The following is a 24,173-nucleotide window of genomic DNA, read 5'->3' on the forward strand; positions in this document are numbered from 1 at the left end:
AGAGGTGTTATCACGGTGGATTTGCTGGATAAATTTATTATATACTTAAGAGTGGAACGAAATTACTCTTCCTGGACTCAGAGAAAGTATATGGAAGATCTCCAGCAGTTCATTGGTTTTCTAAAAGAGTTAAACAAAGGTATTGAAGACTTGGATCACCTGGTAATACGTAGATTTTTAGCACATCTGCAGGGACAAGGATATGCTCGGGCCTCTATCGCTCGAAAACTGTCGGCCCTCAGAACCTTTATTCGATTTATTAATCGAGAGACTAATTTACAGCTAAATGATCGACTTTCTGTAAATACTCCAAAACTGGGTAAAAAATTACCCAAATTTTTATATCTAGAGGAGTTAATTGACCTTCTGGAATCTCCAGACCCCAATACAGTATTGGGACGTCGGGACAGCGCTATTTTAGAGACCCTTTATGCTGCAGGAATCAGAATTAGTGAACTGACAGCTCTGGATATCACAAGTATCTCCATGGAGAAGAAGGATATAAAGGTAATGGGAAAAGGTTCTAAAGAAAGAATAGTCCTGTTTGGTCAATACGCTGAAAATGCACTTCGGACCTATCTGGAGGAAAGTAGGTTTCAGCTTTTGAGCAAAAGAAAAGATACCAATCCGGAACCGGCACTTTTCCTAAATCGATTCGGTTATCGTCTTACAGACCGTAGTATTAGAAGAATGATGGATAAATATGTAGCTCTTACCTCTATTAAAACCAAGGCCAGTCCCCATACCTTAAGACACTCTTTTGCTACCCATCTTATGGATGCCGGTGCAGACCTGAGGTCAGTACAGGAACTATTAGGCCATGTAAATATATCTACCACCCAAATTTATACACATCTTACCCGGGAGGGCATTAAAAAAGTGTATGATCAAGCTCATCCCAGGTCATAAAAAGGAAGGACGGTATTATGCTTAAAGGGACAACTATAGTTGCCGTAAAAAAGGATAATTCCGTGGCCATTGCCGGAGACGGACAGGTCACTTTTGGACAAAATATAGTAATGAAACATAAAGCCTGTAAAGTGAGAAAGATTTATAATCAGAAAGTATTGGCCGGTTTTGCTGGTTCTGTGGCTGATGCCCTTACCCTGTTTGATAAATTTGAAGAACAACTGGAGAAATATCAGGGAAATCTAAAAAGAGCTGCCGTAGAGCTTGCCAAAGAATGGAGGACAGATAAGCTGCTCCGTCGTTTGGAAGCGCTTTTGATTGTGGTAGATGAGATGAGCTTACTTATTCTGTCAGGAACCGGTGAGGTGATTGAGCCTGATAATCAGATAGCAGCCATTGGCTCAGGGGGCCCATATGCTTTGGCAGCCGCTCGGGCTATGGTGGATTATTCGGATTTATCCCCTGCGGAAATTGTTTATAATTCATTAGCTATTACTGCTGACATTTGTGTATATACAAATCACGAGATCACGGTATTAACCCTTGATTGATATTTTTTTTGGGATATTTAATTCTAAATATTCGAAATTGCAGTATAATATATTTTATATCCTGAGAATCTTAAGCGTCCCGTATTGCTGTCAGGAAATTAATAAGAACACAATGTATCCGGCCATATTTATGGCTGATGGGAGGAACAAGTAAATATGGAAGATTTGACTCCAAAACAAATTGTGCAGGAACTAGATAAGTTTATTATTGGGCAGGAAAATGCCAAAAAAAGCGTGGCCGTTGCTCTTCGCAACAGGTTTCGCCGCAAAAAACTTCCTTTAGAGATGAGGGATGAAATTATTCCTAAAAATATTATTTTGATTGGTCCCACGGGGGTTGGAAAAACAGAGATCGCCAGACGATTGGCCAGGTTGGTTAATGCTCCTTTTGTTAAGGTGGAAGCTACTAAGTTTACAGAAGTTGGATACGTGGGACGAGATGTGGAAACCATGGTGAGGGACCTGGTAGAGACTGCTATTAGAATTGTAAAATCTGAAAAAATGGCTTCGGTAGAGGATAAAGCCAGGCAGATGGCAGAGGAACGGCTGGTAAAAATTTTACTGCCCTTACCTAAGAAAGAAAAAAGCTTTGCTAATCCATTAGGGGCTTTATTCCAGAATTTTTCAGGAGAAGAAGCAGATGATGAGCAGAAGACAGAAGATGAAGACCAAAAGCATGAGGAAATTTTTACCAAAAGAAATCGCCTTGGCCAGGAACTGAAGGAGGGAAAACTGGAGGAACAATATGTTGAAATAGAAGTTGAGGACATATCTTCTCCAATGGTAGAAATATTCTCCGGTCATGGTGTCGAAGAAATGGGAATTAATTTTCAAGATATTTTAGGGAATATGATGCCTAAAAAAAAGAAAAAACGGAAAGTAACCGTAAGTCAAGCTCGGAAAATACTCATTCAAGAAGAGGCTCAGAGGCTAATAGATATGGATCAGGTTACCAATGAGGCAATTATGAGGGCTGAACAGTCGGGAATTATTTTTTTAGATGAAATTGATAAGATATCCGGCAAGGATTCTTCCGTGGGTCCTGATGTTTCCCGGGAAGGGGTTCAAAGGGATATACTGCCTATTGTTGAAGGCTCCACGGTGATGACCAAATATGGCCCGGTAAAAACTGATTTTGTACTGTTTATTGCTGCAGGAGCTTTTCATATTGCTAAACCTTCGGACTTAATACCGGAGCTGCAGGGGAGGTTTCCAATTCGAGTAGAATTGAACAGCCTGACTAAAAATGATTTTAAACAGATTCTTATTAAACCTGAAAATGCAATTATTAAACAGTATATTGCCCTTCTTTCAACAGAGGGAATTAATATTATTTTTAAAGAAGAAGCCATTGAAGAAATTGCAGAACTGGCCTACAATCTAAATGAGCAAATGGAAAACATTGGGGCCCGAAGACTCCAAACCATACTAGAAAAGCTTTTGGAAGAAGTTTCCTTTGAAGCACCGGATATGATTGAGAAGGAAGTTGTTATTGATGCACATTATGTTCAGGAATCATTAAAAGATATTGTTCAAAACAGGGATTTAAGCAAATATATACTATAATATGGTGAAAAGGAGAGGTGAAATTGGAAAATTTACTAGAAAGAACAAGACAAATTAACAGCATCCTGCAGAAATCAGCTGGGCAACATGTAGACTTTGGGGAGATTGCAGAGGTTTTAAGAAAAGTAATTAATGCAAATATATATATTGCTGACAAAGATGGCGGAATATTAGGGTATTCCTTGGTTAAGCAGTTTGAGTGTGAGATTATGGTAAACCAGGTACTGCAGGAGAATCGATTTCCTGAAGATTACAATGAACCTTTATTAAAAATTAATGAAACAAGAGTTAATTTAATGCAGAAATCTAATCTCTGTGTTTTTATGGACAATGCAGACTGCCTTTTCACCAATAAATTAACAACCATCGTCCCTATTTTAGGAGGGGGAAGGCGTCTTGGAACGCTGCTTTTAGCCAGATTCGCAGAACCTTTTGATACGGAAGATATTATTTTAGCGGAAACGGGAGCTACAGTGGTGGGCATGGAAGTTTTACGGGAAATAGCAGAAAAGATAGAAGAAGAAGCTCGGAGTAAAGCTATAGTCCAGCTGGCGGTTGGAACACTTTCTTACTCGGAGTTGGAGGCAATCGAGCACATCTTTGATAAGCTGGATGGAAATGAAGGACTGTTGGTTGCCAGCAAAATTGCTGATCAGGTGGGAATTACCCGTTCAGTTATTGTAAATGCGCTGCGTAAATTTGAAAGTGCCGGGGTTATAGAATCCAGGTCCTTGGGTATGAAGGGAACCTTTATAAAGATACTGAACCGGTATTTACATGAAGAATTGAAGAAATTAAAACAGTAATGGTAATCTTCTTCACCCCTGTGTCATTTTTATTCCTGTATGATAATAAGTTATAACCAACGTTGTTATAATTTTTAGATTTAGAGGAATAATAAGTTAGGGGTGTATTTTTTTGCGAAAAATTTTAAAAAGAGTTTACCATACGAAGTCTCTAATTACCGGTTTTTTAGTGGGAGCATTTTTTGTACTGTTTTTATTTGGTGCTGTATTGGGGTTTATTTCTCAGAAGGGAGTCATTGTTTATATAGACAGTGAAGAGGTAGCCAGAACCGTTCAATATCAGGTTACTCAGCATACAGCAGATAATATTCCAATATTTATGGATCAGGCAAAGAAGGATGTCCCCCAAATAGTGGAAGAACAGATAAAAGGACAGTTTAACTCAGGGAAGTTAGAAATCGCTGGATTCAGCTTTAGCTTACCTGAAGATTTTATTTTAAGTCTTGAAGGTATGCTAAAAGAGAATATTGAAACCGGAATCTATAGTATTATTGACGGCATGGACAACGAAGAACTTTCTCAGGTTCTTGGGGATAATGCTTATTTCATCGTGAAAAAAGCATTGGAGGAGGAATATCGGGGTAAAAGTTTTACCGTAAAACCAATGGAATGGCTGAGTATTCTGGTTACTCTGGAAGTGGAGGAAGGGTCAGCATCGGAATAAAGATGCCTTTACACTCTCTTTGGTTTCATGGGGGCATGGGCTTCTTCAGCGTTGATGTAAAGTTATTGCTAATATTTATAAATTGTGGTATACTACAAAAAGTGCCAAAACACACGTATATTGGACTTTTGAGAGGGTGCCGTTTTAAATATGCGGTTTCTTGAAAGGATGAAAAGTACGGAGGTAAAAAACCATCAAGGGAGGAGGTGTAATAATTGTCAGTTATTTCCATGAAACAGTTACTGGAAGCCGGAGTTCATTTTGGCCATCAGACCCGTAGATGGAATCCTAAAATGAAAAGCTATATATTTACGGAGCGTAACGGAATCTATATTATTGACTTACAGAGGACCGTTAAAAGAATTGACGAAGCTTACAATTATTTTAAAGATTTAGCAGCTAATGGAGAGAAAGTCATGTTTGTGGGAACTAAGAAACAGGCACAGGAATCTGTTCAAAAAGAAGCAGATCGGTGTGAAATGTTTTATGTTAACCAAAGATGGCTGGGTGGTATGCTGACCAATTTCAGCACAATTAAAAAAAGAATTGATCGTCTCTTTGAGCTGGAGAAGATGGAAGAGGACGGAATATTTGAAGTTTTGTCAAAAAAAGAAGTGATTCGACTGAATCATGAAAAAGACAAGCTGGAAAAATTTCTGGGCGGCATAAAGCATATGAAGAAGCTTCCCGCTGCTATTTTCATCATTGACCCACGTAAGGAAAGAATTGCCGTGGCTGAAGCAAGGAAGCTGGGTATTCCCATTGTCGCTATTGTGGATACCAACTGCGATCCCGATGAAATAGATCTTATTATTCCGGGGAATGATGATGCGATTCGGGCGGTAAAATTGATTACCGGAAAGATGGCGGATGCTGTCCTGGAAGGTAAGCAGGGACGTCAGATGAGAGAAGAAAAGGAAAAAGAAATGGCTGAAGCAGAAGCTTTAGCACAGGTAGAAGCAGAAGCTCAAGAACAGGTAGAAGTAGAAGAAAAAGAAGTAGTTGAAGAAATTAGGGAAGTAAACGAAGTTACTGAGTAAGGGTAGGTTAACGCTTACCCTTGCTTTTTCCAAAAATCTTTTCCCCATTATTGCCAGTGGAAAAGGATAAACAGAGACAGTAATTATAAGAACTTAGGAGGTTGTATTAGATGATAAAGGCTGCTGTAGTTAAGGAATTAAGAGAAAAGACTGGAGCAGGCATGATGGACTGCAAAAAAGCCCTGGTTGAAACCGAGGGCGACTTTGAAAAAGCGGTGAACTTACTTAGGGAAAAAGGACTATCTGCTGCTGCGAAAAAGACTGGACGGGTAACTGCTGAGGGGCTGGTGGACTCTTATGTACATATGGGAGGCAAAATCGGTGTTTTGGTGGAAGTAAACTGTGAGACAGATTTTGTCGCTAAAAATGAAGAATTTAAACAATTTGTCAGGGACGTCTGCATGCAGATCGCAGCAACTAATCCCCAATATATTTCCAGAGAAGAATTTCCTCAAGAAGAGATAGAAAAGGAAAGGGAAATATATCGAAATCAGGCTCTCAGGGAAGGCAAGCCGGAAAAAATTGTAGAAAAAATAGTAGATGGAAGGCTGGAAAAGTTTTATGCCGAAGCCTGCCTGTTGGAGCAGCAGTTCATAAAGGATACTGATCGTAAGATTATGGACCTGTTGAAAGATCAAGTATCTAAAGTGGGTGAAAATATTTCTATTCGTCGTTTTTCCCGTTTTGTAATGGGTGAAGGTTTGGAGAAGAGAGAAGATAACCTTGCTGACGAAGTGAAAGCGATGACCTCGAAAAAATAAAAAAGCACAGTAGTGCTTTTTTTCTTAAATGGCTAAAAAGGAATTTTACTCCAAAGTGTAGAATTAATTACAAGGACTGGGGGTTAACATATAATGACACCTAGATTTAAAAGAATAATTTTAAAACTAAGTGGGGAGGCTTTGGCTGGAAAAGCAGGTTTTGGAATTGACCCCGATGTTCTAGTTTGTATTGCCCAACAGGTAAAAGAGCTGAAGAAGGAAAATATTCAAACCGCCATAGTAGTTGGTGGTGGCAATATTTGGAGAGGCGCTGAAGCTAACGCTCGGGGAATGGATAGGGCTACGGCGGATCATATGGGAATGCTGGCTACGGTCATTAATGGGTTAGCGCTGCAGGATGCCTTAGAGCAGAATCATGTTGACACCAGGGTTCAGTCGGCAGTGGATATGAGGCAGATGGCAGAACCCTATATTAGGAGAAGGGCCATCAGGCATTTGGAAAAAGGCCGGGTGGTGATATTTGCCGCCGGCACAGGTAATCCTTATTTTTCTACAGATACCGCGGCAGCTCTCAGGGCTGCAGAGATTGAAGCGGAAGCTATTCTACTGGCTAAGGGTAAGGTGGATGCTGTATATGATGATGATCCAAACACTAATCCCTCTGCCAAAAAATTCGCGGAGCTTACCTATTTGGAGGTATTGAACTTGGGTTTAGGGGTTATGGATTCCACGGCAGCATCTCTTTGCATGGATAACAATATTCCGCTGATTGTTTTTCAATTAAAATCAGGAAATATTTTAAAGGCAGTTATGGGAGAAAAAATAGGAACCTTTATAAGTTAAAGGGGGTTAGTTTTATGAGCAGTGAAGTCTTTGATACCGCGAAACATAAGATGGGAAAAGCAGTGGAGGTTTTTAAAAGTGATTTAAGTACCATTAGAGCAGGACGTGCCACCACATCTCTTTTGGACAAGATTACCGTTGATTACTATGGAACTCCTACACCTTTAAATCAGCTGGCAAATATCAGTGCTCCGGAGCCTCGTCTTTTAGTGGTCCAGCCTTGGGATAAGAATGTGATGGCTGATGTGGAGAAGACTATTTTAAAATCAGACCTGGGGTTGACCCCCAGTAATGATGGAAATGTAATTCGGCTTCCGGTACCGCAATTGACCGAAGAAAGACGTAAGGAACTAGTAAAAATGATTCGTAAAAAAGCTGAAGAGAGCAAGGTGGCTATTAGAAATATTCGGCGTGACGCCAATGATCAGCTTAAAAGCCTGGAAAAGGATGGAGAAATTACTAAGGATGATCTAAAACGCTCACAGGAAGAGGTACAAAAACTAACCGATGAGTACATTGAAAAGGTTGACCAGGTTTTAAGCACTAAAGAAACAGAAATGATGGAAGTTTAAAAGGTGAGTATTTTATACAATGAATGAAGATAATAGAGAAACTCCTGATGTTCTGGCATATCCCCTGGTTACGGCAAGAGAAGTTCTGCAAAAACAAAATTTTCAAGTTGAAGTGAAGATTTTAGGTGAGTTTAAAAACCCGGATTGGTGGGATTTACGGGTGGCCAGACAGATAATAAACCCAAATAATACAGTTGAAATTGTTGCGGTTTATGCTCTTTGCGAAGTTATAGATGAGGTTTAGGTGTTCTGCCCCCTCAAAGGAGGGGGTTTGTTTGTACAGGAGGAGAAATTATGAGTTTACACCCAAAAGAAAAAGAGCTTTATCAGAAATTAGACCTGCAGAGCATTCCTCATCATGTGGCAATTATTATGGATGGCAATGGAAGGTGGGCCAGGAAAAGAGGGCTTCCCAGAATTGCCGGCCACAGGGCAGGGGTGAATTCTTTGAGGGAAACCATAAGAGCAGCCGATCAGGTAGGGGTAAAAATATTAACTCTATACACTTTTTCTACGGAGAATTGGAAAAGGCCCAGCAAGGAAGTCAGGTTCCTAATGAAACTGCCGGAGGAGTATCTTTCCAAGGAAATTGATGAGCTCTGTGCTAAAAATGTCTGTATTAAGCAGATGGGAGAAATGGAAGGGCTGCCAGAGCATACCCGGAATGCTATTGAAGATGCTATGGATAAGACAGCGGAGAATACAGGGTTAATTGTGAATTTCGCTTTAAACTACGGCAGCCGAGGTGAGATAGTCCGGGCTGTTAAAAAAATTTCCCGGTTGGCCTCCGGGGGGAGTATAAATGAGGAAGATATTACCGAAGAAATGATATCCAGATTTCTTTATAGTGGGGGACAGCCAGATCCAGATCTACTCATTAGGCCCAGCGGTGAATTAAGGTTGAGCAATTTTCTTTTATGGCAGATGGCTTATACTGAATTTTGGTTTTCGGAAACATACTGGCCGGACTTTAAAAAAGAAGATTTTTTACAGGCGATTTTAGATTATCAAAAGCGGAACCGCAGGTATGGAGGGTTAACAAAATAAGTGTTAAAAAAACGAGTGTTAAGCGGCCTGGTTGGAGTAGCCCTGGCTTTACTTATAATTTTTGAGGGCGGAATCGTATACTTTTTGACGGTATTTATTATTACCTTGCTGGGGTTGGAGGAGTATCGGCGACTGTCAATCCGGGGAAATTATTATTTCCCCCGCTATCTTTCCTTTGCAGCAGCAGGGGTTTATTTATTATTGCTCTATTTTGAAGTTCCAAATGTATTAGAGGCTGCTCCTCTGTTTCTTTTCTTGCCTTTTTGTTTATATATTTTTTTTAACAAAGATTATAGCTTTCGGGATCTGATGTTTTCTGCCTGGGGAGTTATTTACATTGTGTGGCTTTTTAGTTTTTTAATTGTGTTGAGAAATCTCCCCAATGGGCTAAATCATACACTGCTTTTGTTTTTCTCAATTTGGATAAGTGATACTGCTGCATTCTTTATAGGAAGCAATCTGGGTAGGCGCAAGCTGATACCCCGGATTAGCCCTAATAAGTCTGTGGAAGGTGCATTGGGTGGGCTTTTGGGGACCATGTTATTTGTATATCTTCTACGAGGTTATGTGAATATGGAACCCATTACAGCCATACTGGCGGGGGGTTTAATTTCTCTTTTGGGACAGGTGGGGGATTTAATGGAATCTGCTCTTAAGAGGTATTTAAAGACGAAGGACTCTGGGGCATTAATTCCAGGACACGGCGGGGTTCTGGACAGGTTTGACAGTGTTATTTTCGCAGCACCGTTTTTTTATTTTTATTTAATATTTTTATCTAATCATATATAGCAATCATAAGATACCAATCATAAGATACCAATCATGCAAGAAAAACATTCATACTGTGTTATTTTTAGCCTTGATTAGGAAAAATTTTTTTAGCAGAGGTGTTGTAATTTTATGGATTTAAGGAGACAATATAAAAGGAAGAATTTAATTCTTTTGGGCTCCACCGGCTCCATTGGAACTCAAACCCTTTCCATGGTAGAAAGATGGCCGGATCGCTTTAAGATAACTGCTTTGGCAGCGGGTTCCAATGGTAATCTCTTGGAGGAGCAGGCCAGAAAGTTTAAACCTCATTATGTTTCCCTGGCACAGGAAAAGGGGGCCAGGGAACTGCGGGCAAAGCTAAGGGATACTGATATAAAAGTGCTTTATGGTCACCAGGGCCTTTTAGAGATTGTTTCCAGTCCCGATGCAGACTGGGTTGTAAATGCCCTGGTGGGTTTTGATGGTTTAGCACCTACGGTAACGGCCATGGAGGAAGGAAAAAACATTGCCCTGGCCAACAAGGAGACCCTGGTTGCCGGGGGAGAGTTAATAATGAACCTGGCGGAAAAAAAAGGAGTATCCATTGTTCCCATTGATAGTGAGCACTCTGCTATATTTCAGTGCCTGCAGGGTGAAAAGAGAGAAGAAGTTTCAAAAATCCTTTTGACGGCTTCCGGGGGGCCTTTCCGGGGCTGCACTTTGGAAGAACTGTCTAAGGTGACTCTAGCCCAGGCTCTTTTGCACCCAAACTGGGTGATGGGCAGAAAAATTACCATAGATTCTGCCACACTGATGAACAAAGGATTAGAGGTGCTGGAGGCGCAGGTACTTTTTAACTTAGATTTAGAACAAATTCAAGTATTGGTGCATCCTCAGAGCATTATTCATTCTATGGTTGAATTTGTAGATGGTTCAGTGAAAGCGCAGTTGGGTGTGCCTGACATGGGTGTGCCAATTCAGTATGCATTGACTTATCCTGAGCGTTGGGCCAACAGCATGGAAAGGATTGATTGGCGTAAGATGGATAAAATGACATTTGAGATGCCTGATAAAAAAGCTTTCCCCTGTCTTGGGCTGGCTTTTGAGGCGGGAAAAATCGGGGGAACTATGCCTGCAGTGATGAATGCAGCCAATGAAGCAGCAGTAAATTTTTTCCTTGAGGGCCGGATAACCTTTCTAGATATCCCCAGAATAATTGAAGAAACTATGCATAAACATAAAGTGATTCTCAGTCCATCTTTGTCAGATATTATCAGGGTAGATAAAGAGGTCAGAGAGCAGATTATCAGAAGTAAATAGTAATCATTATTATATACAGGGAGTGAAAGATTATTTGACTACACTGGTAGCGTCCATCGTTATTTTTGGTCTGTTAATCTTTTTTCATGAGTTGGGACATTTTATAGTAGCAAAGAGGGTCGGGATCGGTGTCCTGGAGTTTGCCATAGGCTTTGGGCCTAAGCTGATTTCTGTAGAAAGAGATGGCACCCGGTATTCCCTCAGAGCACTGCCTTTAGGAGGTTTTTGCCGACTCATGGGGGAAGACCCGGAAGAAGTGGAAGATCAGGCAAGCTTTCAGAAACGACCACTGGCTCAACGTTTTGCAGTGATTGTAGCAGGACCATTGATGAATTTTGTTCTGGCGGTAATTTTGTTTTTTTTAATTTATTTCTTTATTTTTGGGGTGCCATCTACTCAAGTAGGAGAAGTCCTGCCTGATGGTAGGGCTGCTCAAACTGAACTTCAGGCCGGCGACGTGATTCGGGCTATAGATGGAGCAGAAATGCGCAGTTGGGATGATATTATTGCTGCCATTAATGCCAGTCCCGAAGAAGAACTGGCTTTAACCATAGAGAGAGATGGGAGTTTACAGGAAATCAAGGTGGTCCCCATGGAAGAACCGGAAACCCAGAGGGGACTCATTGGTATTGCTCATGCCGGCAGGAAATTTTCTTTACTGGGATCTTTACGCCTGGGAATAGAAAATACCTGGTTTTTTACCCGGTTTATCGTGGTTAGTCTGTCTGAAATCATTACCCGACAGGCTTCTCCGGATGTAGCTGGGCCCATTGGTATTGTTCAAATGGTAGGCGAAGTAGCCCAGACGGGAATTTCCAACCTTTTAACCCTGGCTGCTATTTTGAGCATTCACCTGGGGCTTTTGAATCTTTTACCCATACCTGCCCTGGATGGCAGCAGGTTGGTATTTTTTCTGCTGGAGGGAATTCGCGGGAAACCGGTAGATCCCCATAAAGAAAGTTTTATTCATTTCGTTGGTTTCACGCTGCTTATTCTTCTAATGATTCTGATTGCTTTTCAAGATATCGCCAGGCTGCAGTTATTTTGAGCCTATAACTTGAGTGGAAGGTGACCTCAATTGTTTAATCATAGAAAAGAAACAAAAAAAATTAAGGTGGGGAACATGTTTTTAGGAGGAGATGCCCCGGTCAGCATTCAGTCCATGACCAATACTGACACCCGAGATGTAGAGAAAACAGTTCAACAAATCATAAAGTTACAAGAATCCGGGTGTGAACTGGTTCGTGTGGCCGTCCCTGATATGGATGCAGCCCAGGCTCTAAAACAAATAAAGAGCCGTATTTCAATTCCTCTCATTGCAGATATTCATTTTAACTATAAATATGCATTGAAAGCTGTAGAAAATGGAGTGGACAAGGTCAGAATCAACCCCGGAAATATAGGCAGCAAAGAAAGGGTTAAAGAAGTAGCCAAAGCGGCAGGGGAGTATGGAGTTCCCATCCGAATAGGAGTAAACGCGGGATCCCTGGAAAAAAGGCTATTGGAAAAATATGGAGGACCTACTGCAGAAGCAATGGTGGATTCTGCTTTAAGTCAAGCAGGAATGCTGGAGGATTTTAATTTTGACAATATAATTATTTCCCTAAAATCGGCTGATGTTCTTAAAATGATTAAGGCTTATGACCTGATTTCAGAAAAAACCAACTATCCCCTGCACCTTGGGGTAACGGAAGCAGGAACTGCCCTAAGATCTGCAGTGAAATCCGGAGTGGGTATAGGGAATTTATTAATGAAGGGAATCGGTGATACCATTCGAGTTTCCATCACGGGTAACCCCTTAACGGAAATCCTGGTGGCACGGGAAATTTTACGTTCTGTGGGCCTTCGGGAGATTGGGCCCGAAATTATTTCCTGCCCTACCTGCGGCAGGTGTGAGATAGATTTAATATCTCTGACTGAAAAGGTAGAAAAGCAGCTGGAGACTTTCCCTTATCCCCTTAAAGTAGCTATAATGGGTTGTGTGGTCAATGGACCAGGGGAAGCCAGGGAGGCAGATATTGGGATTGCCGGGGGCAGAGGAACAGGAGTCATTTTTAAAAAGGGAGAAGTATTAAAAAAAGTCCCCGAGGATAATCTCTTTGAGGAATTAATGGAAGAAATTAACTCCCTGGCCGAGGAAAAAAAAGGCATTAACTTTAGGGAGAAAGACATTACGGTTAAGCCGGAGGAACAAATTTATAGAACTATTGCAATTATTCCGGCTTATAATGAAGGGAAAACCATAGGAAATGTAGTGTCAGTTTTAAAAGGGGTTCCTCTAATAAACGATATCATTGTGGTTAGCGACGGTTCGACGGATTCTACCGTCCAGGTGGTCAAGGATTTGGGTGTCAAGTTGATTGAACTGGTGGAGAATCGGGGCAAGGGAGGTGCCATGAAGGCAGGGCTGGAATGTACTGTAGCAGACATTATTTTGTTTCTGGATGCTGATCTGTTGGGGTTGACTACCACTCACGTATATGAATTGGTTCAGCCGGTTATTGAAGGAGAAGCAGAAATGACTGTGGGACTGTTTGAAAAGGGTAGGGTGGCTACAGACCTGGCTCAAAAAGTGGCTCCTTATCTCTCTGGCCAGAGAGCGGTTAAGAGGACTCTTTTGGAAAACGTCAGTGGAATGGACATGGCACGTTTTGGTGTAGAGGTGGCTTTAACAAAACATATTGAAAACAGCAGAGTAAAGGTTAAAGAAGTTCTTCTAAAGGATATGTCCCATGTTACTAAAGAGGAAAAGTTAGGCGTTATTAAAGGGCTTGCTGCCCGGGCAAAAATGTATTGGGAGATTGTCAGTTTTTTAGTCAAAAAGGAGTACAATTGATGGCCGCCCTTGCACAAACCCGTTTATTATGTTAGAATGTATACGGAAAATTAGGGAAGTTTTTCTGAAGAGTGGGTTTTTCCCACTCTTTCATATTCGTTTTATTATTTTGGAGGTAAGAGATTGAGTAAAAATAAAATTAACGAAATTGTTGGAAAAATTTTTGAGCCTCTACAGGGTATAGACGGACTGGAATTAGTTGACATAGAGTATGTTAAGGAAGGTGCAAATTACTATTTAAGGGTTTTTATTGATAAGCCTAAGGGGATTACCCTGGAGGACTGTACACTGGTTAATGAAGAACTGAGCCAGGGATTGGATCGGGAGGATCCAATCCCTGAGAGTTATATTTTGGAAGTTTCTTCTCCTGGATTGGAACGTCCACTTAAAAAAGAAAAGGACTACATAAGATTTACCGGAAGGGAAATTAAAATCAAAACCTTTGTACCCCTGGAAGGTCAAAAAGTATTTACAGGGATTCTAAAGGGGTTTAAGGATGAAATAGTGTCCCTTCAGAATGAAAAGGGTGAGATTAAGGAAATTCCCCTGGAAAAAGTAGCGAAAGCAAATCTAATGGTTGTTTTTTAAAGAGCCTTTGGGGAGGTTATTTTATGAATTATGAGTTTATAGACGCTTTGGAACAGATTGAGAAGGAAAAGGGTATCAGCAAAGATATACTCTTTGAAGCCATTGAAGCGGCATTGATTTCAGCCTATAAAAAGAATTTTAATACGGCTCCTAATGTGAAGGTGAGCATTGACCGGGATTCTGGGGAGATAAAGGTTTTCTCATGTCTTACTATAGTGGAAGATGTAAAGGATTCACAGCAGGAATTATCTCTGGCAGAAGCTAGAGCAATAAGTTCTAAATATCAGGCCGGGGATATTGTAGACATGGAGGTTACTCCAAAAAACTTTGGTAGAATTGCAGCACAAACGGCCAAACAGGTGGTAATTCAGAGGATTCGGGAAGCAGAAAGAGAAATTATATATAGGGAATATGTTGACCGAGAAGATGACATAGTTACCGGGATTGTTCAGAGAGCAGACCAGAAAAATATTATTATTGACCTGGGTAAGGCTGAGGCAATTTTAGCCCCTTCAGAACAGATGCCTAATGAAACCTATAAACAGGGGGACCGGATAAAAACCTATGTGGTTGAAGTAAAGAAAACAACAAAAGGTCCTCAGATTTTGGTTTCTCGAACTCATCCGGGCCTTTTAAAAAGACTATTTGAACTGGAGGTCCCAGAAATATTCGACGGTACCGTTGAAATTAAATCTATTGCGCGAGAAGCTGGATTTCGTTCAAAAGCTGCGGTTTTTTCCAGGAATCATGAGGTAGATCCCGTGGGTTCCTGTGTAGGGCCAAAAGGGGTAAGGGTGCAGACCATTGTAACTGAATTAAAAGGAGAAAAGATAGATATTATTAAATGGAGTGAAGAACCCAAAGAATTTGTCTCCAATGCTTTGAGCCCGGCAAAGGTAACCTTTGTAGAAATAAAAGAAGATAAAAAAATTGCAGGTGTTGTGGTTCCTGATTATCAGCTGTCTTTGGCTATTGGTAAAGAAGGACAAAATGCCAGGTTGGCTGCAAAGCTGACCGGTTGGAAAATAGATATTAACAGTGAGTCCCAGGTGAAAAAGCAGCTGCCGGAGGAAATGGATAAAGACCCTCAGATGGAAGAGGCAGTGCTGAATGAGGATGAGCAAAAGGAAAACCAAGAGGAGAATTCTTTACAATCGGATCTTGAAACTGAGGAGGAGAATGCTCTAGATACGGAGTTAGATGCTGAAATCGAAGAGGAAGAGATTACCTAAGTTTTTGCTGTAATATTGTCCAGCAAGAATTTAAGAAGGAGGGCGAAATGGCCAGAAAAAAAACGATTCCCCTGAGGGTCTGCATAGGATGTCAGGAGAAAAAAAGTAAAAAAGACCTGATAAGAATTGTAAGGACTCCTGAAGACACTATAGAAATAGACTTTACTGGAAAACGTTCTGGTCGCGGCACTTACATTTGTCTCTCATTATCCTGTTTTCAGCAGGCGGTCAAGGGGAAACGCATAGAAAAAAATCTACAGCGTCCGGTATCACCAGAGGTAATTACCCAGTTGGAAAAAACTCTGAAGGAAATGGATGACCATTGAATACAGAGTTTAAAAAACTTAAATGACCAATTTCTATAAGGGGGTCAATTAAATGGAGGTGTAGTTTATGGAAAAAATAAGGGTATATGAGCTGGCTAAAAAATTAGATATATCCAGCAAAGAATTAGTTTTAATTTTAAAGGATCTAGATATAAAACATATTAAAAACCATATGAGCAGTATTGATGATGAAACAGCAGCTATGGTTGTTGATTTGTTAACCAAAAAGGATAAAGATGAGGTTAATGAACCAGAGGTGAAAGAACCAGAGGTGAAAGTAAAAGAGGGTATAAACCCGGATGTGAAAGAGCAAAAGGAAAAGAACCCAAAGAAAGATACGAGAAAAGAAAAACGTTTTGATAAGAAACAAGGTAGAGAGAACCAGGGAGAAAAGAATAGCATAGTGGTGGAAACCCCAATAATTGTTAAAAGTTTGGCAGATATTTTAAAGGTTTCTCCTGGGGAACTTATTAAAAAACTTATGACCTTAGGAGTTTTAGCCAGCATTAATCAAGAGGTAGATCCTGATGCTGTAAAAATCGTGGGGGAAGAATTTGGGTATTTAGTTGAATTGAAAGCCGCAGAAAAAGAAGAGATTGAAAACGAATTAATAGAGGTTGAAGATGATCCTAAAAATCTTAAACCAAGGGCCCCGGTGGTCACTGTCTTAGGTCATGTGGATCACGGCAAAACCTCTCTTTTAGATGCCATTCGAGAAACCAAAGTAACTTCACAGGAAGCCGGAGGAATAACTCAGCACATTGGGGCCTATCAGGCCGTAGTCAATGATCAAAAAGTTGTTTTCCTGGATACTCCTGGTCACGAAGCCTTTACTTCTATGAGAGCCAGGGGTGCCCAAGTAACTGATGTAGCTATCCTGGTAGTAGCAGCAGATGATGGAGTTATGCCCCAGACTATTGAGGCTATCAACCATGTTCGGGCAGCCGGTGTTCCTATTATTGTTGCGGTAAATAAGATTGATAAAGCTAATGCTAATCCTGATAGGGTGAAACAGCAGCTTTCAGAATACGGGCTGGTTCCTGAGGAATGGGGAGGCGAAACCATATTCGCACCAGTTTCCGCCCTTAAGGGAGAGGGATTGGATCATCTGCTGGAGATGATTATTTTGCTGGCGGAAATGTCTGAGTTAAAAGCCAATCCCACAGCAACAGCCAGGGGAATTGTGATTGAGGCCCAGTTAGATAAGGGCAAGGGCCCGGTGGCAACCATACTAATTCAAAACGGCAGTTTGAAAGTAGGAGACTCCATTGTTTGTGGTTCTATTAGTGGGAAAGTAAGAGCCATGATTAATGATAAAGGGAAGCAAGTAAAAAAGGCTCTTCCGTCTATGCCTGTTGAAGTTCAAGGGTTTTCAGAAATACCTGAAGCCGGGGATATATTTCAGGTGGTCAAGGATGAAAAAATAGCACGTCAGATTGCTGAAAAAAGGTCCATTAAAAGACGGGAAGCTGAACTGCAGAAGACTAAAAAGGTTTCCCTGGATGATCTTTATAAACAGATTCAGGAAGGATATCTGAAAGATTTAAATATTATCATTAAAGGAGACGTTCAAGGTTCTGTAGAAGCGCTGAAGGATTCTCTGTTGAAAATTGGGAATGAAGAGGTCCGTTTGCAGGTTATTCATACTGGAGTAGGAGCAGTTACTGAATCTGATATTATGCTGGCAGATGCCTCAAATGCTATAATTATTGGTTTTAACGTAAGGCCTGAGCCTAATGCCCGAAAAATGGCTGAACAGGAAAATGTTGAGGTTAAGCTGTACCGGGTTATTTATGAAATTATTGAGGATATTAATGCCGCCATGACCGGAATGCTGGATCCTAAGTTTGAAGAGGTGATTTTAGGTAGGGCTGAAATTCGCCAGACTTTTAAAGTATCCAGGCTGGGAACCATCGCCGGTTGTCATGTAATTGATGGCAAAATTACCAGGGATTCCGGGATCAGGGTTATTAGAAACGGAATTGTAATTCATGAGGGTAAGATTGATTCTTTAAAAAGATTTAAAGATGATGTGCGGGAAGTAGTGGATGGGTACGAGTGCGGTATCATGTTGGAAAGGTTTAATGATATAAAAGAACAAGATATTTTGGAAGCTTTTGTAATGCAGGAAGTGAAAGCATAAGCTGGAGGATGAAATGGTTATTGGGCTTTGTACTCTAGAAATGTTTTTTCCAAATCTCCAGTCTTTAAAAGATAAACGACGAATATTAAAGAGTATTCAGGCAAAATTGAGGCAAAAATATAATATATCTGTTGCAGAAATCGGTGACCATGATAAGTGGCAGAAAACTACTTTGGCGGTTGCCTGTGTAAGTAATGATTCCGGGTTTGCAAGTCAAGTAGTAAATCAGATTGTTAGGGAACTTGAGAATCATAAGGAAGGTTATGTAATCGATTTTAAAGTAGAAATAATTTGATTTTTTGGGGGTATTTTAACATGTCCAGACAAAAGGCTCGTGCAAACAGGGTAGCAGAACAGATTAAAAAAGAGGTCAGTCAAATTCTTCAGTCAGAAATAAAAGACCCCAGGATTACCGGTTTTTTAAGTGTTACCGATGTTGAGGTAACCAGAGATCTGGGAGCTGCCAAAATTTTTGTCAGTATATACGGTACTGAATCCGAAAAACAATTAACCCTCAGGGCACTGGACAGTGCTCAGGGTTTTATTCGTACAGAAGTAGGAAAAAGAATTCAATTAAGGCATGTACCGGAAGTAAGTTTTCGTCTGGATCAATCCATTGAATACGGGGCTCATATATCGGGAATATTAAAAAACTTAAAGGAAAAAGAGAATAGAGGAGAAGATAGTGATTAGCGCAAGCCTTGAAACTATTTCTAAACTTTTATTAGAAGAAGACAATTTTTTAATAGCCTCCCATATGAGTCCTGACGGTGACAGTGTGGGTTCTGCCCTGGCTTTATGGATGGCTTTGCAGGCACTGGGAAAAACGACTGAGGTAACTACCGTAGACCCGGTTCCTTTTAAGTATCGTTTTCTTCCCTGTTGGGAACAGGTGAAAGTCTGGCAGGAGGTTAAAAGTAAGGCATATGGCTTATTTATTATTCTGGACAGCAGTGATTTAAGACGAATTGAGCCTTTACTTTCTTTGGCCCAGAGCCAAAAAATTCTAAACATTGATCACCATATAACTAATGAAAGATATGGCATGTACAATCATATAGATTCTCAGGCGGGTTCTGTGGGGGAAATCATATTTGAAATTATAAAACAGATGAAGGTTCAAATATCTAAAGAAATGGCCGTATGCCTTTATACCGCTTTAAACACTGATACCGGCTCATTTAGATATGCTAACACCACCTCTAGAACCCATAGAATTGCCGGGGCATTAATAGACTTGGGAGTTAAGCCGGCGGAAATTACCCGGTATATCTATGAAAATGTCACCCGGGAAGGGACCCTGTTGATTAAAGAGGCATTAAATACCTTACATTTTGAGTGTCAAGGACAAATTGCCCATATCACTGTAACCCGGGAAATGATGGAGCGGACCGGGGCTAGAGATGAGGATACTGAAGGGCTGGTGAATTATACCCGTAATATTGGCGGCGTTGAAATCGGGATAATTTTTAAAGAAATTTGTGCGGAAAAGGTAAGGGTGGGATTCCGTTCCCATGGTGTGGATGTGAGTAAACTGGCGGAGATTTACGGCGGAGGGGGACATCCCCGGGCAGCCGGCTGTCAGTTGGAAAAAAGCATATCCCAAGCCAGGCCGGAGGTTATAAAAAGTGCCGGAAAATTTTTAGAGGAATGTAAAAATCCTGTGAATGGGTGAATGAATATGGAAGGTTATATTAATTTTCTTAAAGCCCCCGGTAATACCTCTCATCAATGTGTAGCTTTTTTTAGAAAAATGTTGGGTATGAAAAAAATTGGACACGCCGGAACCCTTGACCCTGGTGCTGCCGGGGTTTTACCAATTTGTTTAGGGAAGGGGACAAAAGCGGCTGATTATCTCCTGGAATCCTCTAAAATTTACCGGGCTGAGCTGTATTTGGGGGTAACCACAGATACCCAGGATGCTTACGGAAAAATTACTGGAGGTTCATGTTTTAAAGATATAAGTGAGGAACGGGTAAGGGAAATCTTTGGTGAATTCAGGGGGAAAATTACTCAGGTTCCACCTATGTACTCTGCAGTTAAGCATAAGGGGAAGCCTCTCTATAAATTGGCCCGCCAGGGAGAAGTTATCCCCCGTAAGGCCCGGGAGGTTATGATTTACTCCCTGGAGATATTAGACATTAATCTGCCCAGGGTATTATTTCAGGTAGAATGTTCTAAAGGGACATATGTAAGGACTCTGGCTGTTGACATTGGAGAAAGGCTGGGAACTGGAGCTTATCTCTCTTTTTTACTAAGAGTTAAATCGGGACCCTTTATGATAGAAGAATCTTATACTCAAGAAGAATTGGAAGTAAAAATGGGGGAAGGAAATATCCAACAGTGCATACTTCCCCTGGATTACGCCTATGGGCATTTTCCTGATGCTGTTCTGAAGGAGGAGGCCTTAATTCCTTTTATTAATGGTGTACCTCAGCCTCTTACAGGCTTGAAAAATTATTCGCTTTGGGATAAAATATTAAGGGTTTATTCTCCTGAAGGTACCTTTTTAGCCCTGGGGGAATGGCAGACAGGCTGCAGTCAACCGATGCTCAAACCGAAAAAAATCTTCAGGCAGGGTTGATTTTAAGACTTCAGGAGATAAGGGGGAGTGAGGGTTTTTGAAAGTATACCATGGGTTAAAGGAATTTAAAAATACGAAAGGATTAGTATTGGCTCTGGGCAACTTTGACGGGGTTCATAAAGGGCATAGAGAAATATTAAATATCACGGTACAGAAAGCCCGTCTATCAGGTGCCCAAAGTGCAGCCCTGGTCTTTGAGCCTCATCCTTTGAATCTTATTAAACCTGAAAAAAGGACGTTAATCTTAACCCCCCTTCAAGAAAAAGCAGCCCTAATGGAGCAGTTGGGAATTGATATACTCTTGGTAATCCCTTTTGACCAGGAATTTGCTTCCCTCAGCCCGGAAAAATTTATTAAAAGAATCTTAGTGCAAAAGCTGCAGGCATCATTAGTTGTGGTAGGTTTTGATTACTCTTTTGGCTTCAAAGGGGCCGGCAGGGTGGAAGATTTGATAAGTTCTGCTGGAAATTATGATTTTAAGGTTGAGGTAGTAAAACCTGTGGTTTTGAAAAATAAAGTGGTTAGCAGTTCCCTGGTCAGGAAGCTGGTGGTTCAGGGGCAGGTTGAAGAGGCTGCCTTTTATCTGGGTTATCCCTATTATTTAAAGGGACAGGTGATTCCCGGTGAAGGAAGAGGGAAGTTTTTGGGTTACCCTACTGCCAATCTGGAGGTTCCTTCAGATAGGATTATCCCTGCCGATGGAGTGTATCTAACCTTGACAGCTTATAAAAACCATGATTATTACAGTTTGACTAATATCGGACATAACCCTACCTTTAAGGGAAAAATAAAAACTATAGAAACGTATATATTTGGATTTCAAAATAGTATCTATAAAAGTGAATTGAGATTAACCTTTTTGAGAAAGATAAGGGAGGAAAGGACATTTCCTAATTCAGAAAAATTAAAGGAACAAATAGCCATGGATTTTGAGAAGGCCTTAAAAATTATAAAAAGTTTTAACCATGGGTTAGCTGATTTTAGATAACCTTAATTTCCTTTACAAGGAAATTTGGTTATGATACAATAAGTATGCTTTTTAAGAACCTTTAGCTAGGATTATTGATGCTCCGACGATATTCTTGGCTTTGGGGGATAATTAAAATGAGGAGGTGAAAAGTCAATGACCATGAGTGTTGATCAGAAACAAGAAATTATCAATCAATATAAACTGCATGAAAGTGATACGGGCTCACCGGAGGTACAGGTGGCCATTTTAACAAAAAGAATTAATCATTTAAATGAACATCTTAAAAGCCATAAAAAGGATCACCATTCTCGTAGAGGCTTACTGAAAATGGTAGGTCAGAGGCGGGGACTTCTAAACTATTTGAAGGATCGAACCCCGGATAGATATCTAAGTTTGATTAAAAGTTTAGGCTTAAGAAAGTAAGCAGCAATAAAAGCGGGTTATCCCGCTTTTATTCATATATAAAAAGAGGAGGTATTGCATGGAGCAATTTCAAATGGATGTTGCCGGTGACATGCTTATTATTGAAACCGGTAGACTGGCGAAACAGGCCCATGGAGCAGTTTTAGTCCGCATTAAAGATACAGCTGTCCTGGTTACAGCAACTGTTTCTAAGGAGCCCAGGGAAGGCATAGATTTCTTTCCATTGACCGTGGATTATGAGGAAAGGCTTTATTCTGTAGGAAAAATTCCCGGTGGTTTTATTAAAAGAGAGGGAAGGCCTACAGAAAAAGCAATTTTGTCTGCCAGGCTTATTGATCGTCCCATCAGGCCGCTTTTCCCAAAGGTATTTAGAAATGCGGTACATGTTGTAGCTACAGTTCTTTCTGTAGATCAGGATTGTCCCCCGGAGATTCCTGCATTGATTGGAGCTTCTGCTGCTTTAAGCATTTCAAAAATCCCTTTTCTAGGCCCTATAGCTGCAGTTATGGTGGGGATGGTAGACGGCCAGTTGGTAATCAATCCTAACCAAGAAGAATCTGAAAAGAGTTCCCTTAAATTAATTGTGGCCGGTACCAAAGATGCTATTATGATGGTAGAGGCCGGAGCCCTGGAGCTTCCAGAGGAAAAAATGTTGGAAGCGATTCTTTTTGGACATGAAGAGATTAAAAAAATTGTTCAATTACAGGAAGAGATGGTCTTAAAAGTAGGCGTTGAAAAAATGAAGCATCAGGAAGCTCAGCTGGATGAGGCATTTGAAAATGCTGTCAGGGGACAGGTAACAGAAAAGCTGTCAGGGGTTTTAGGAATTAAAGACAAGATAGAAAGAGAAACCAAAGTGGATGAGATTCGAAAAGAGGCCCTGCTTCATTTCGAAGAAGAATATCCTGAAATGGAAAGACAGATCAGTAAACTTACTGAAACCATTTTAAAAGAAGAAACAAGAAAGAAAATCGTCCATGAAGGAATCAGGCCCGATGGCAGGAAAACTGATGAAATCAGGCAGATCACGTCTGAAGTGGGAATACTGCCCAGGACCCATGGTTCGGGACTGTTTACCCGAGGACAGACTCAAGTTTTGACGGTCTGCACCCTGGGGGCAATGGGAGATGTCCAAATGTTGGATGGTTTAGGACTGGAAGAATCTAAGAAATTCATGCATCATTATAATTTCCCTCCCTTTAGTGTAGGGGAAAGTGGATTTATGCGGGGCCCCGGTAGAAGGGAAATTGGTCATGGAGCCCTGGCGGAAAAAGCTATTCTGTCGCTTTTGCCCGATGAAGAGGATTTTCCATACACCATCAGGTTGGTTTCTGAGGTGTTGGAATCCAACGGTTCAACTTCCATGGGCAGTGTTTGTGCCAGCTGCCTCTCTCTTATGGACGCAGGGGTACCCATAAAAAGAATGATATCGGGTATTGCCATGGGTTTAATTAAAGAAGAGGACAAAGTTGCCGTCCTTTCGGATATCCAGGGGATGGAAGACTTTTACGGGGATATGGACTTTAAGGTAGCCGGAACCCGGGAAGGAATTACCGCCCTGCAGATGGATATAAAGATTAAAGGAGTATCCAGAGAAGTCCTGGAGGTTGCATTAAAACAGGGTAAGGCGGGGTACATGTTCATCATGGATAAAATGGCAGAAGTAATTCCAGAGCCCAGGGGTGAGCTTTCTCCCTATGCTCCCAGAATTTTTACCATGCATATTCACCCCGATAAGATTAGGGAGGTTATTGGCCCAGGAGGCAAGATCATCAACAAGATTGTATCCGAGACAGGAGTAAAAATAGATATTGAAAACGATGGCACAATATATATCGCTGCCTTTGACCAGGAAGGCGGAACAAAGGCTCGGGAGATGATTGAAGCTCTGACTAAAGATGTAGAGGCAGGAGTTGTCTACATGGGTAAAGTAACCCGGGTAGAAAAATACGGCGCCTTTATGGAAGTGCTTCCCGGCAAAGAAGGTCTGTGTCATATTTCCCAACTGGACCTGAACCGGGTAGCGAAAACGGAAGATGTTGTCAAAGTAGGAGATGAATTATTAGTAAAGGTATTGGATATCGACGATAGGGGAAGAATTAATATATCCAGAAAAGCCGCAATGCCGGGCTACGATAAGGAGATTCATGATAAACCCCGGGAAGACAGAAGAACCGGTGGAAGGCCTGGCGGGGGTTCCGGAGGAAGATCCGGCCCAAGGTCTAATCAAAGAAGGTAAGAAACATAAACCAGTAATGGTTTATGTTTTTTTTATTGGTCT

Annotated in this window: 26 protein-coding genes and 1 pseudogene; all 27 read left to right on the forward strand. The window is 41.0% G+C overall.

Features of this window, described 5'->3' with window-relative positions; translation table 11 throughout:
- Window positions 1–15: 15 nt before the first annotated feature.
- On the forward strand, window positions 16–909 hold the full coding sequence (gene xerC, locus HUE98_RS06725) for a tyrosine recombinase XerC (protein WP_241423084.1): 894 nt from the start codon (window positions 16–18) through the stop codon (window positions 907–909).
- A 17-nt stretch (window positions 910–926) separates the two neighbouring features.
- Window positions 927–1,460: an ATP-dependent protease subunit HslV gene (hslV, locus tag HUE98_RS06730; RefSeq protein WP_241423085.1), complete on the forward strand. Its 534-nt coding sequence runs from the start codon at window positions 927–929 to the stop codon at window positions 1,458–1,460.
- A 156-nt stretch (window positions 1,461–1,616) separates the two neighbouring features.
- The gene (gene hslU / locus HUE98_RS06735) at window positions 1,617–3,026 is read left to right on the forward strand and encodes an ATP-dependent protease ATPase subunit HslU (protein ID WP_241423086.1); all 1,410 of its coding nucleotides are present in this window, start codon (window positions 1,617–1,619) and stop codon (window positions 3,024–3,026) included.
- A 23-nt stretch (window positions 3,027–3,049) separates the two neighbouring features.
- A complete protein-coding gene (gene codY / locus HUE98_RS06740; protein ID WP_241423087.1) occupies window positions 3,050–3,832 on the forward strand; it encodes a GTP-sensing pleiotropic transcriptional regulator CodY in 783 nt (260 codons plus the stop codon).
- Between the two features lie 112 nt (window positions 3,833–3,944).
- On the forward strand, window positions 3,945–4,496 hold the full coding sequence (locus HUE98_RS06745; RefSeq protein ID WP_241423088.1) for a hypothetical protein: 552 nt from the start codon (window positions 3,945–3,947) through the stop codon (window positions 4,494–4,496).
- A gap of 215 nt (window positions 4,497–4,711) precedes the next feature.
- Window positions 4,712–5,536, forward strand: coding sequence for a 30S ribosomal protein S2 (rpsB, locus tag HUE98_RS06750; protein WP_241423089.1), 825 nt, complete (start codon window positions 4,712–4,714; stop codon window positions 5,534–5,536).
- A 110-nt stretch (window positions 5,537–5,646) separates the two neighbouring features.
- On the forward strand, window positions 5,647–6,297 hold the full coding sequence (tsf, locus tag HUE98_RS06755; protein ID WP_241423090.1) for a translation elongation factor Ts: 651 nt from the start codon (window positions 5,647–5,649) through the stop codon (window positions 6,295–6,297).
- 93 nt (window positions 6,298–6,390) lie between these two features.
- The gene (gene pyrH / locus HUE98_RS06760; RefSeq protein WP_320415668.1) at window positions 6,391–7,101 is read left to right on the forward strand and encodes a UMP kinase; all 711 of its coding nucleotides are present in this window, start codon (window positions 6,391–6,393) and stop codon (window positions 7,099–7,101) included.
- 14 nt (window positions 7,102–7,115) lie between these two features.
- On the forward strand, window positions 7,116–7,673 hold the full coding sequence (gene frr, locus HUE98_RS06765) for a ribosome recycling factor (protein ID WP_241423091.1): 558 nt from the start codon (window positions 7,116–7,118) through the stop codon (window positions 7,671–7,673).
- A gap of 19 nt (window positions 7,674–7,692) precedes the next feature.
- Window positions 7,693–7,917, forward strand: a complete 225-nt coding sequence (locus HUE98_RS06770; protein WP_241423092.1) for a hypothetical protein — start codon at window positions 7,693–7,695, stop codon at window positions 7,915–7,917.
- Between the two features lie 50 nt (window positions 7,918–7,967).
- Window positions 7,968–8,720, forward strand: coding sequence for an isoprenyl transferase (locus HUE98_RS06775; RefSeq protein ID WP_241423093.1), 753 nt, complete (start codon window positions 7,968–7,970; stop codon window positions 8,718–8,720).
- Window positions 8,721–9,509: a phosphatidate cytidylyltransferase gene (locus HUE98_RS06780; RefSeq protein WP_241423094.1), complete on the forward strand. Its 789-nt coding sequence runs from the start codon at window positions 8,721–8,723 to the stop codon at window positions 9,507–9,509.
- Window positions 9,510–9,620: 111 nt separating this feature from the next.
- On the forward strand, window positions 9,621–10,790 hold the full coding sequence (locus tag HUE98_RS06785) for a 1-deoxy-D-xylulose-5-phosphate reductoisomerase (protein WP_241423095.1): 1,170 nt from the start codon (window positions 9,621–9,623) through the stop codon (window positions 10,788–10,790).
- A gap of 34 nt (window positions 10,791–10,824) precedes the next feature.
- A complete protein-coding gene (rseP, locus tag HUE98_RS06790; protein ID WP_241423096.1) occupies window positions 10,825–11,838 on the forward strand; it encodes an RIP metalloprotease RseP in 1,014 nt (337 codons plus the stop codon).
- A 30-nt stretch (window positions 11,839–11,868) separates the two neighbouring features.
- Window positions 11,869–12,921, forward strand: a pseudogene (gene ispG / locus HUE98_RS06795) (flavodoxin-dependent (E)-4-hydroxy-3-methylbut-2-enyl-diphosphate synthase); the annotation flags it as partial.
- Window positions 12,901–13,626, forward strand: a complete 726-nt coding sequence (locus HUE98_RS06800; protein WP_277623727.1) for a glycosyltransferase family 2 protein — start codon at window positions 12,901–12,903, stop codon at window positions 13,624–13,626. The pseudogene ispG and the gene HUE98_RS06800, both read left to right, overlap by 21 nt.
- A 123-nt stretch (window positions 13,627–13,749) precedes the next feature.
- Window positions 13,750–14,214: a ribosome maturation factor RimP gene (gene rimP / locus HUE98_RS06805; RefSeq protein WP_241423097.1), complete on the forward strand. Its 465-nt coding sequence runs from the start codon at window positions 13,750–13,752 to the stop codon at window positions 14,212–14,214.
- A gap of 23 nt (window positions 14,215–14,237) precedes the next feature.
- On the forward strand, window positions 14,238–15,446 hold the full coding sequence (gene nusA / locus HUE98_RS06810) for a transcription termination factor NusA (RefSeq protein WP_241423098.1): 1,209 nt from the start codon (window positions 14,238–14,240) through the stop codon (window positions 15,444–15,446).
- Between the two features lie 47 nt (window positions 15,447–15,493).
- On the forward strand, window positions 15,494–15,772 hold the full coding sequence (gene rnpM / locus HUE98_RS06815; protein ID WP_241423099.1) for an RNase P modulator RnpM: 279 nt from the start codon (window positions 15,494–15,496) through the stop codon (window positions 15,770–15,772).
- A gap of 67 nt (window positions 15,773–15,839) precedes the next feature.
- The gene (infB, locus tag HUE98_RS06820; RefSeq protein WP_241423100.1) at window positions 15,840–17,915 is read left to right on the forward strand and encodes a translation initiation factor IF-2; all 2,076 of its coding nucleotides are present in this window, start codon (window positions 15,840–15,842) and stop codon (window positions 17,913–17,915) included.
- 13 nt (window positions 17,916–17,928) lie between these two features.
- Window positions 17,929–18,210, forward strand: a complete 282-nt coding sequence (locus tag HUE98_RS06825; protein WP_241423101.1) for a DUF503 domain-containing protein — start codon at window positions 17,929–17,931, stop codon at window positions 18,208–18,210.
- A 20-nt stretch (window positions 18,211–18,230) separates the two neighbouring features.
- Complete coding sequence (gene rbfA / locus HUE98_RS06830) at window positions 18,231–18,608, forward strand: 30S ribosome-binding factor RbfA (RefSeq protein ID WP_241423102.1); 378 nt, start codon at window positions 18,231–18,233, stop codon at window positions 18,606–18,608.
- Entirely contained in the window at window positions 18,601–19,590 is a 990-nt protein-coding gene (locus HUE98_RS06835; RefSeq protein ID WP_241423103.1) for a DHH family phosphoesterase, read from the forward strand. The genes rbfA and HUE98_RS06835 overlap by 8 nt, the downstream gene beginning before the upstream one ends.
- 6 nt (window positions 19,591–19,596) lie before the next feature.
- Window positions 19,597–20,499, forward strand: coding sequence for a tRNA pseudouridine(55) synthase TruB (gene truB / locus HUE98_RS06840; RefSeq protein WP_241423104.1), 903 nt, complete (start codon window positions 19,597–19,599; stop codon window positions 20,497–20,499).
- Between the two features lie 37 nt (window positions 20,500–20,536).
- The gene (locus HUE98_RS06845) at window positions 20,537–21,487 is read left to right on the forward strand and encodes a bifunctional riboflavin kinase/FAD synthetase (protein WP_241423105.1); all 951 of its coding nucleotides are present in this window, start codon (window positions 20,537–20,539) and stop codon (window positions 21,485–21,487) included.
- 135 nt (window positions 21,488–21,622) lie between these two features.
- On the forward strand, window positions 21,623–21,892 hold the full coding sequence (rpsO, locus tag HUE98_RS06850) for a 30S ribosomal protein S15 (RefSeq protein WP_241423106.1): 270 nt from the start codon (window positions 21,623–21,625) through the stop codon (window positions 21,890–21,892).
- Between the two features lie 58 nt (window positions 21,893–21,950).
- On the forward strand, window positions 21,951–24,131 hold the full coding sequence (gene pnp, locus HUE98_RS06855) for a polyribonucleotide nucleotidyltransferase (RefSeq protein ID WP_241423107.1): 2,181 nt from the start codon (window positions 21,951–21,953) through the stop codon (window positions 24,129–24,131).
- Window positions 24,132–24,173: the final 42 nt, after the last annotated feature.

The sequence above is a fragment of the Candidatus Contubernalis alkalaceticus genome (assembly GCF_022558445.1).
GTDB classification, from domain to species: Bacteria; Bacillota; Dethiobacteria; order SKNC01; family SKNC01; genus Contubernalis; species Contubernalis alkaliaceticus.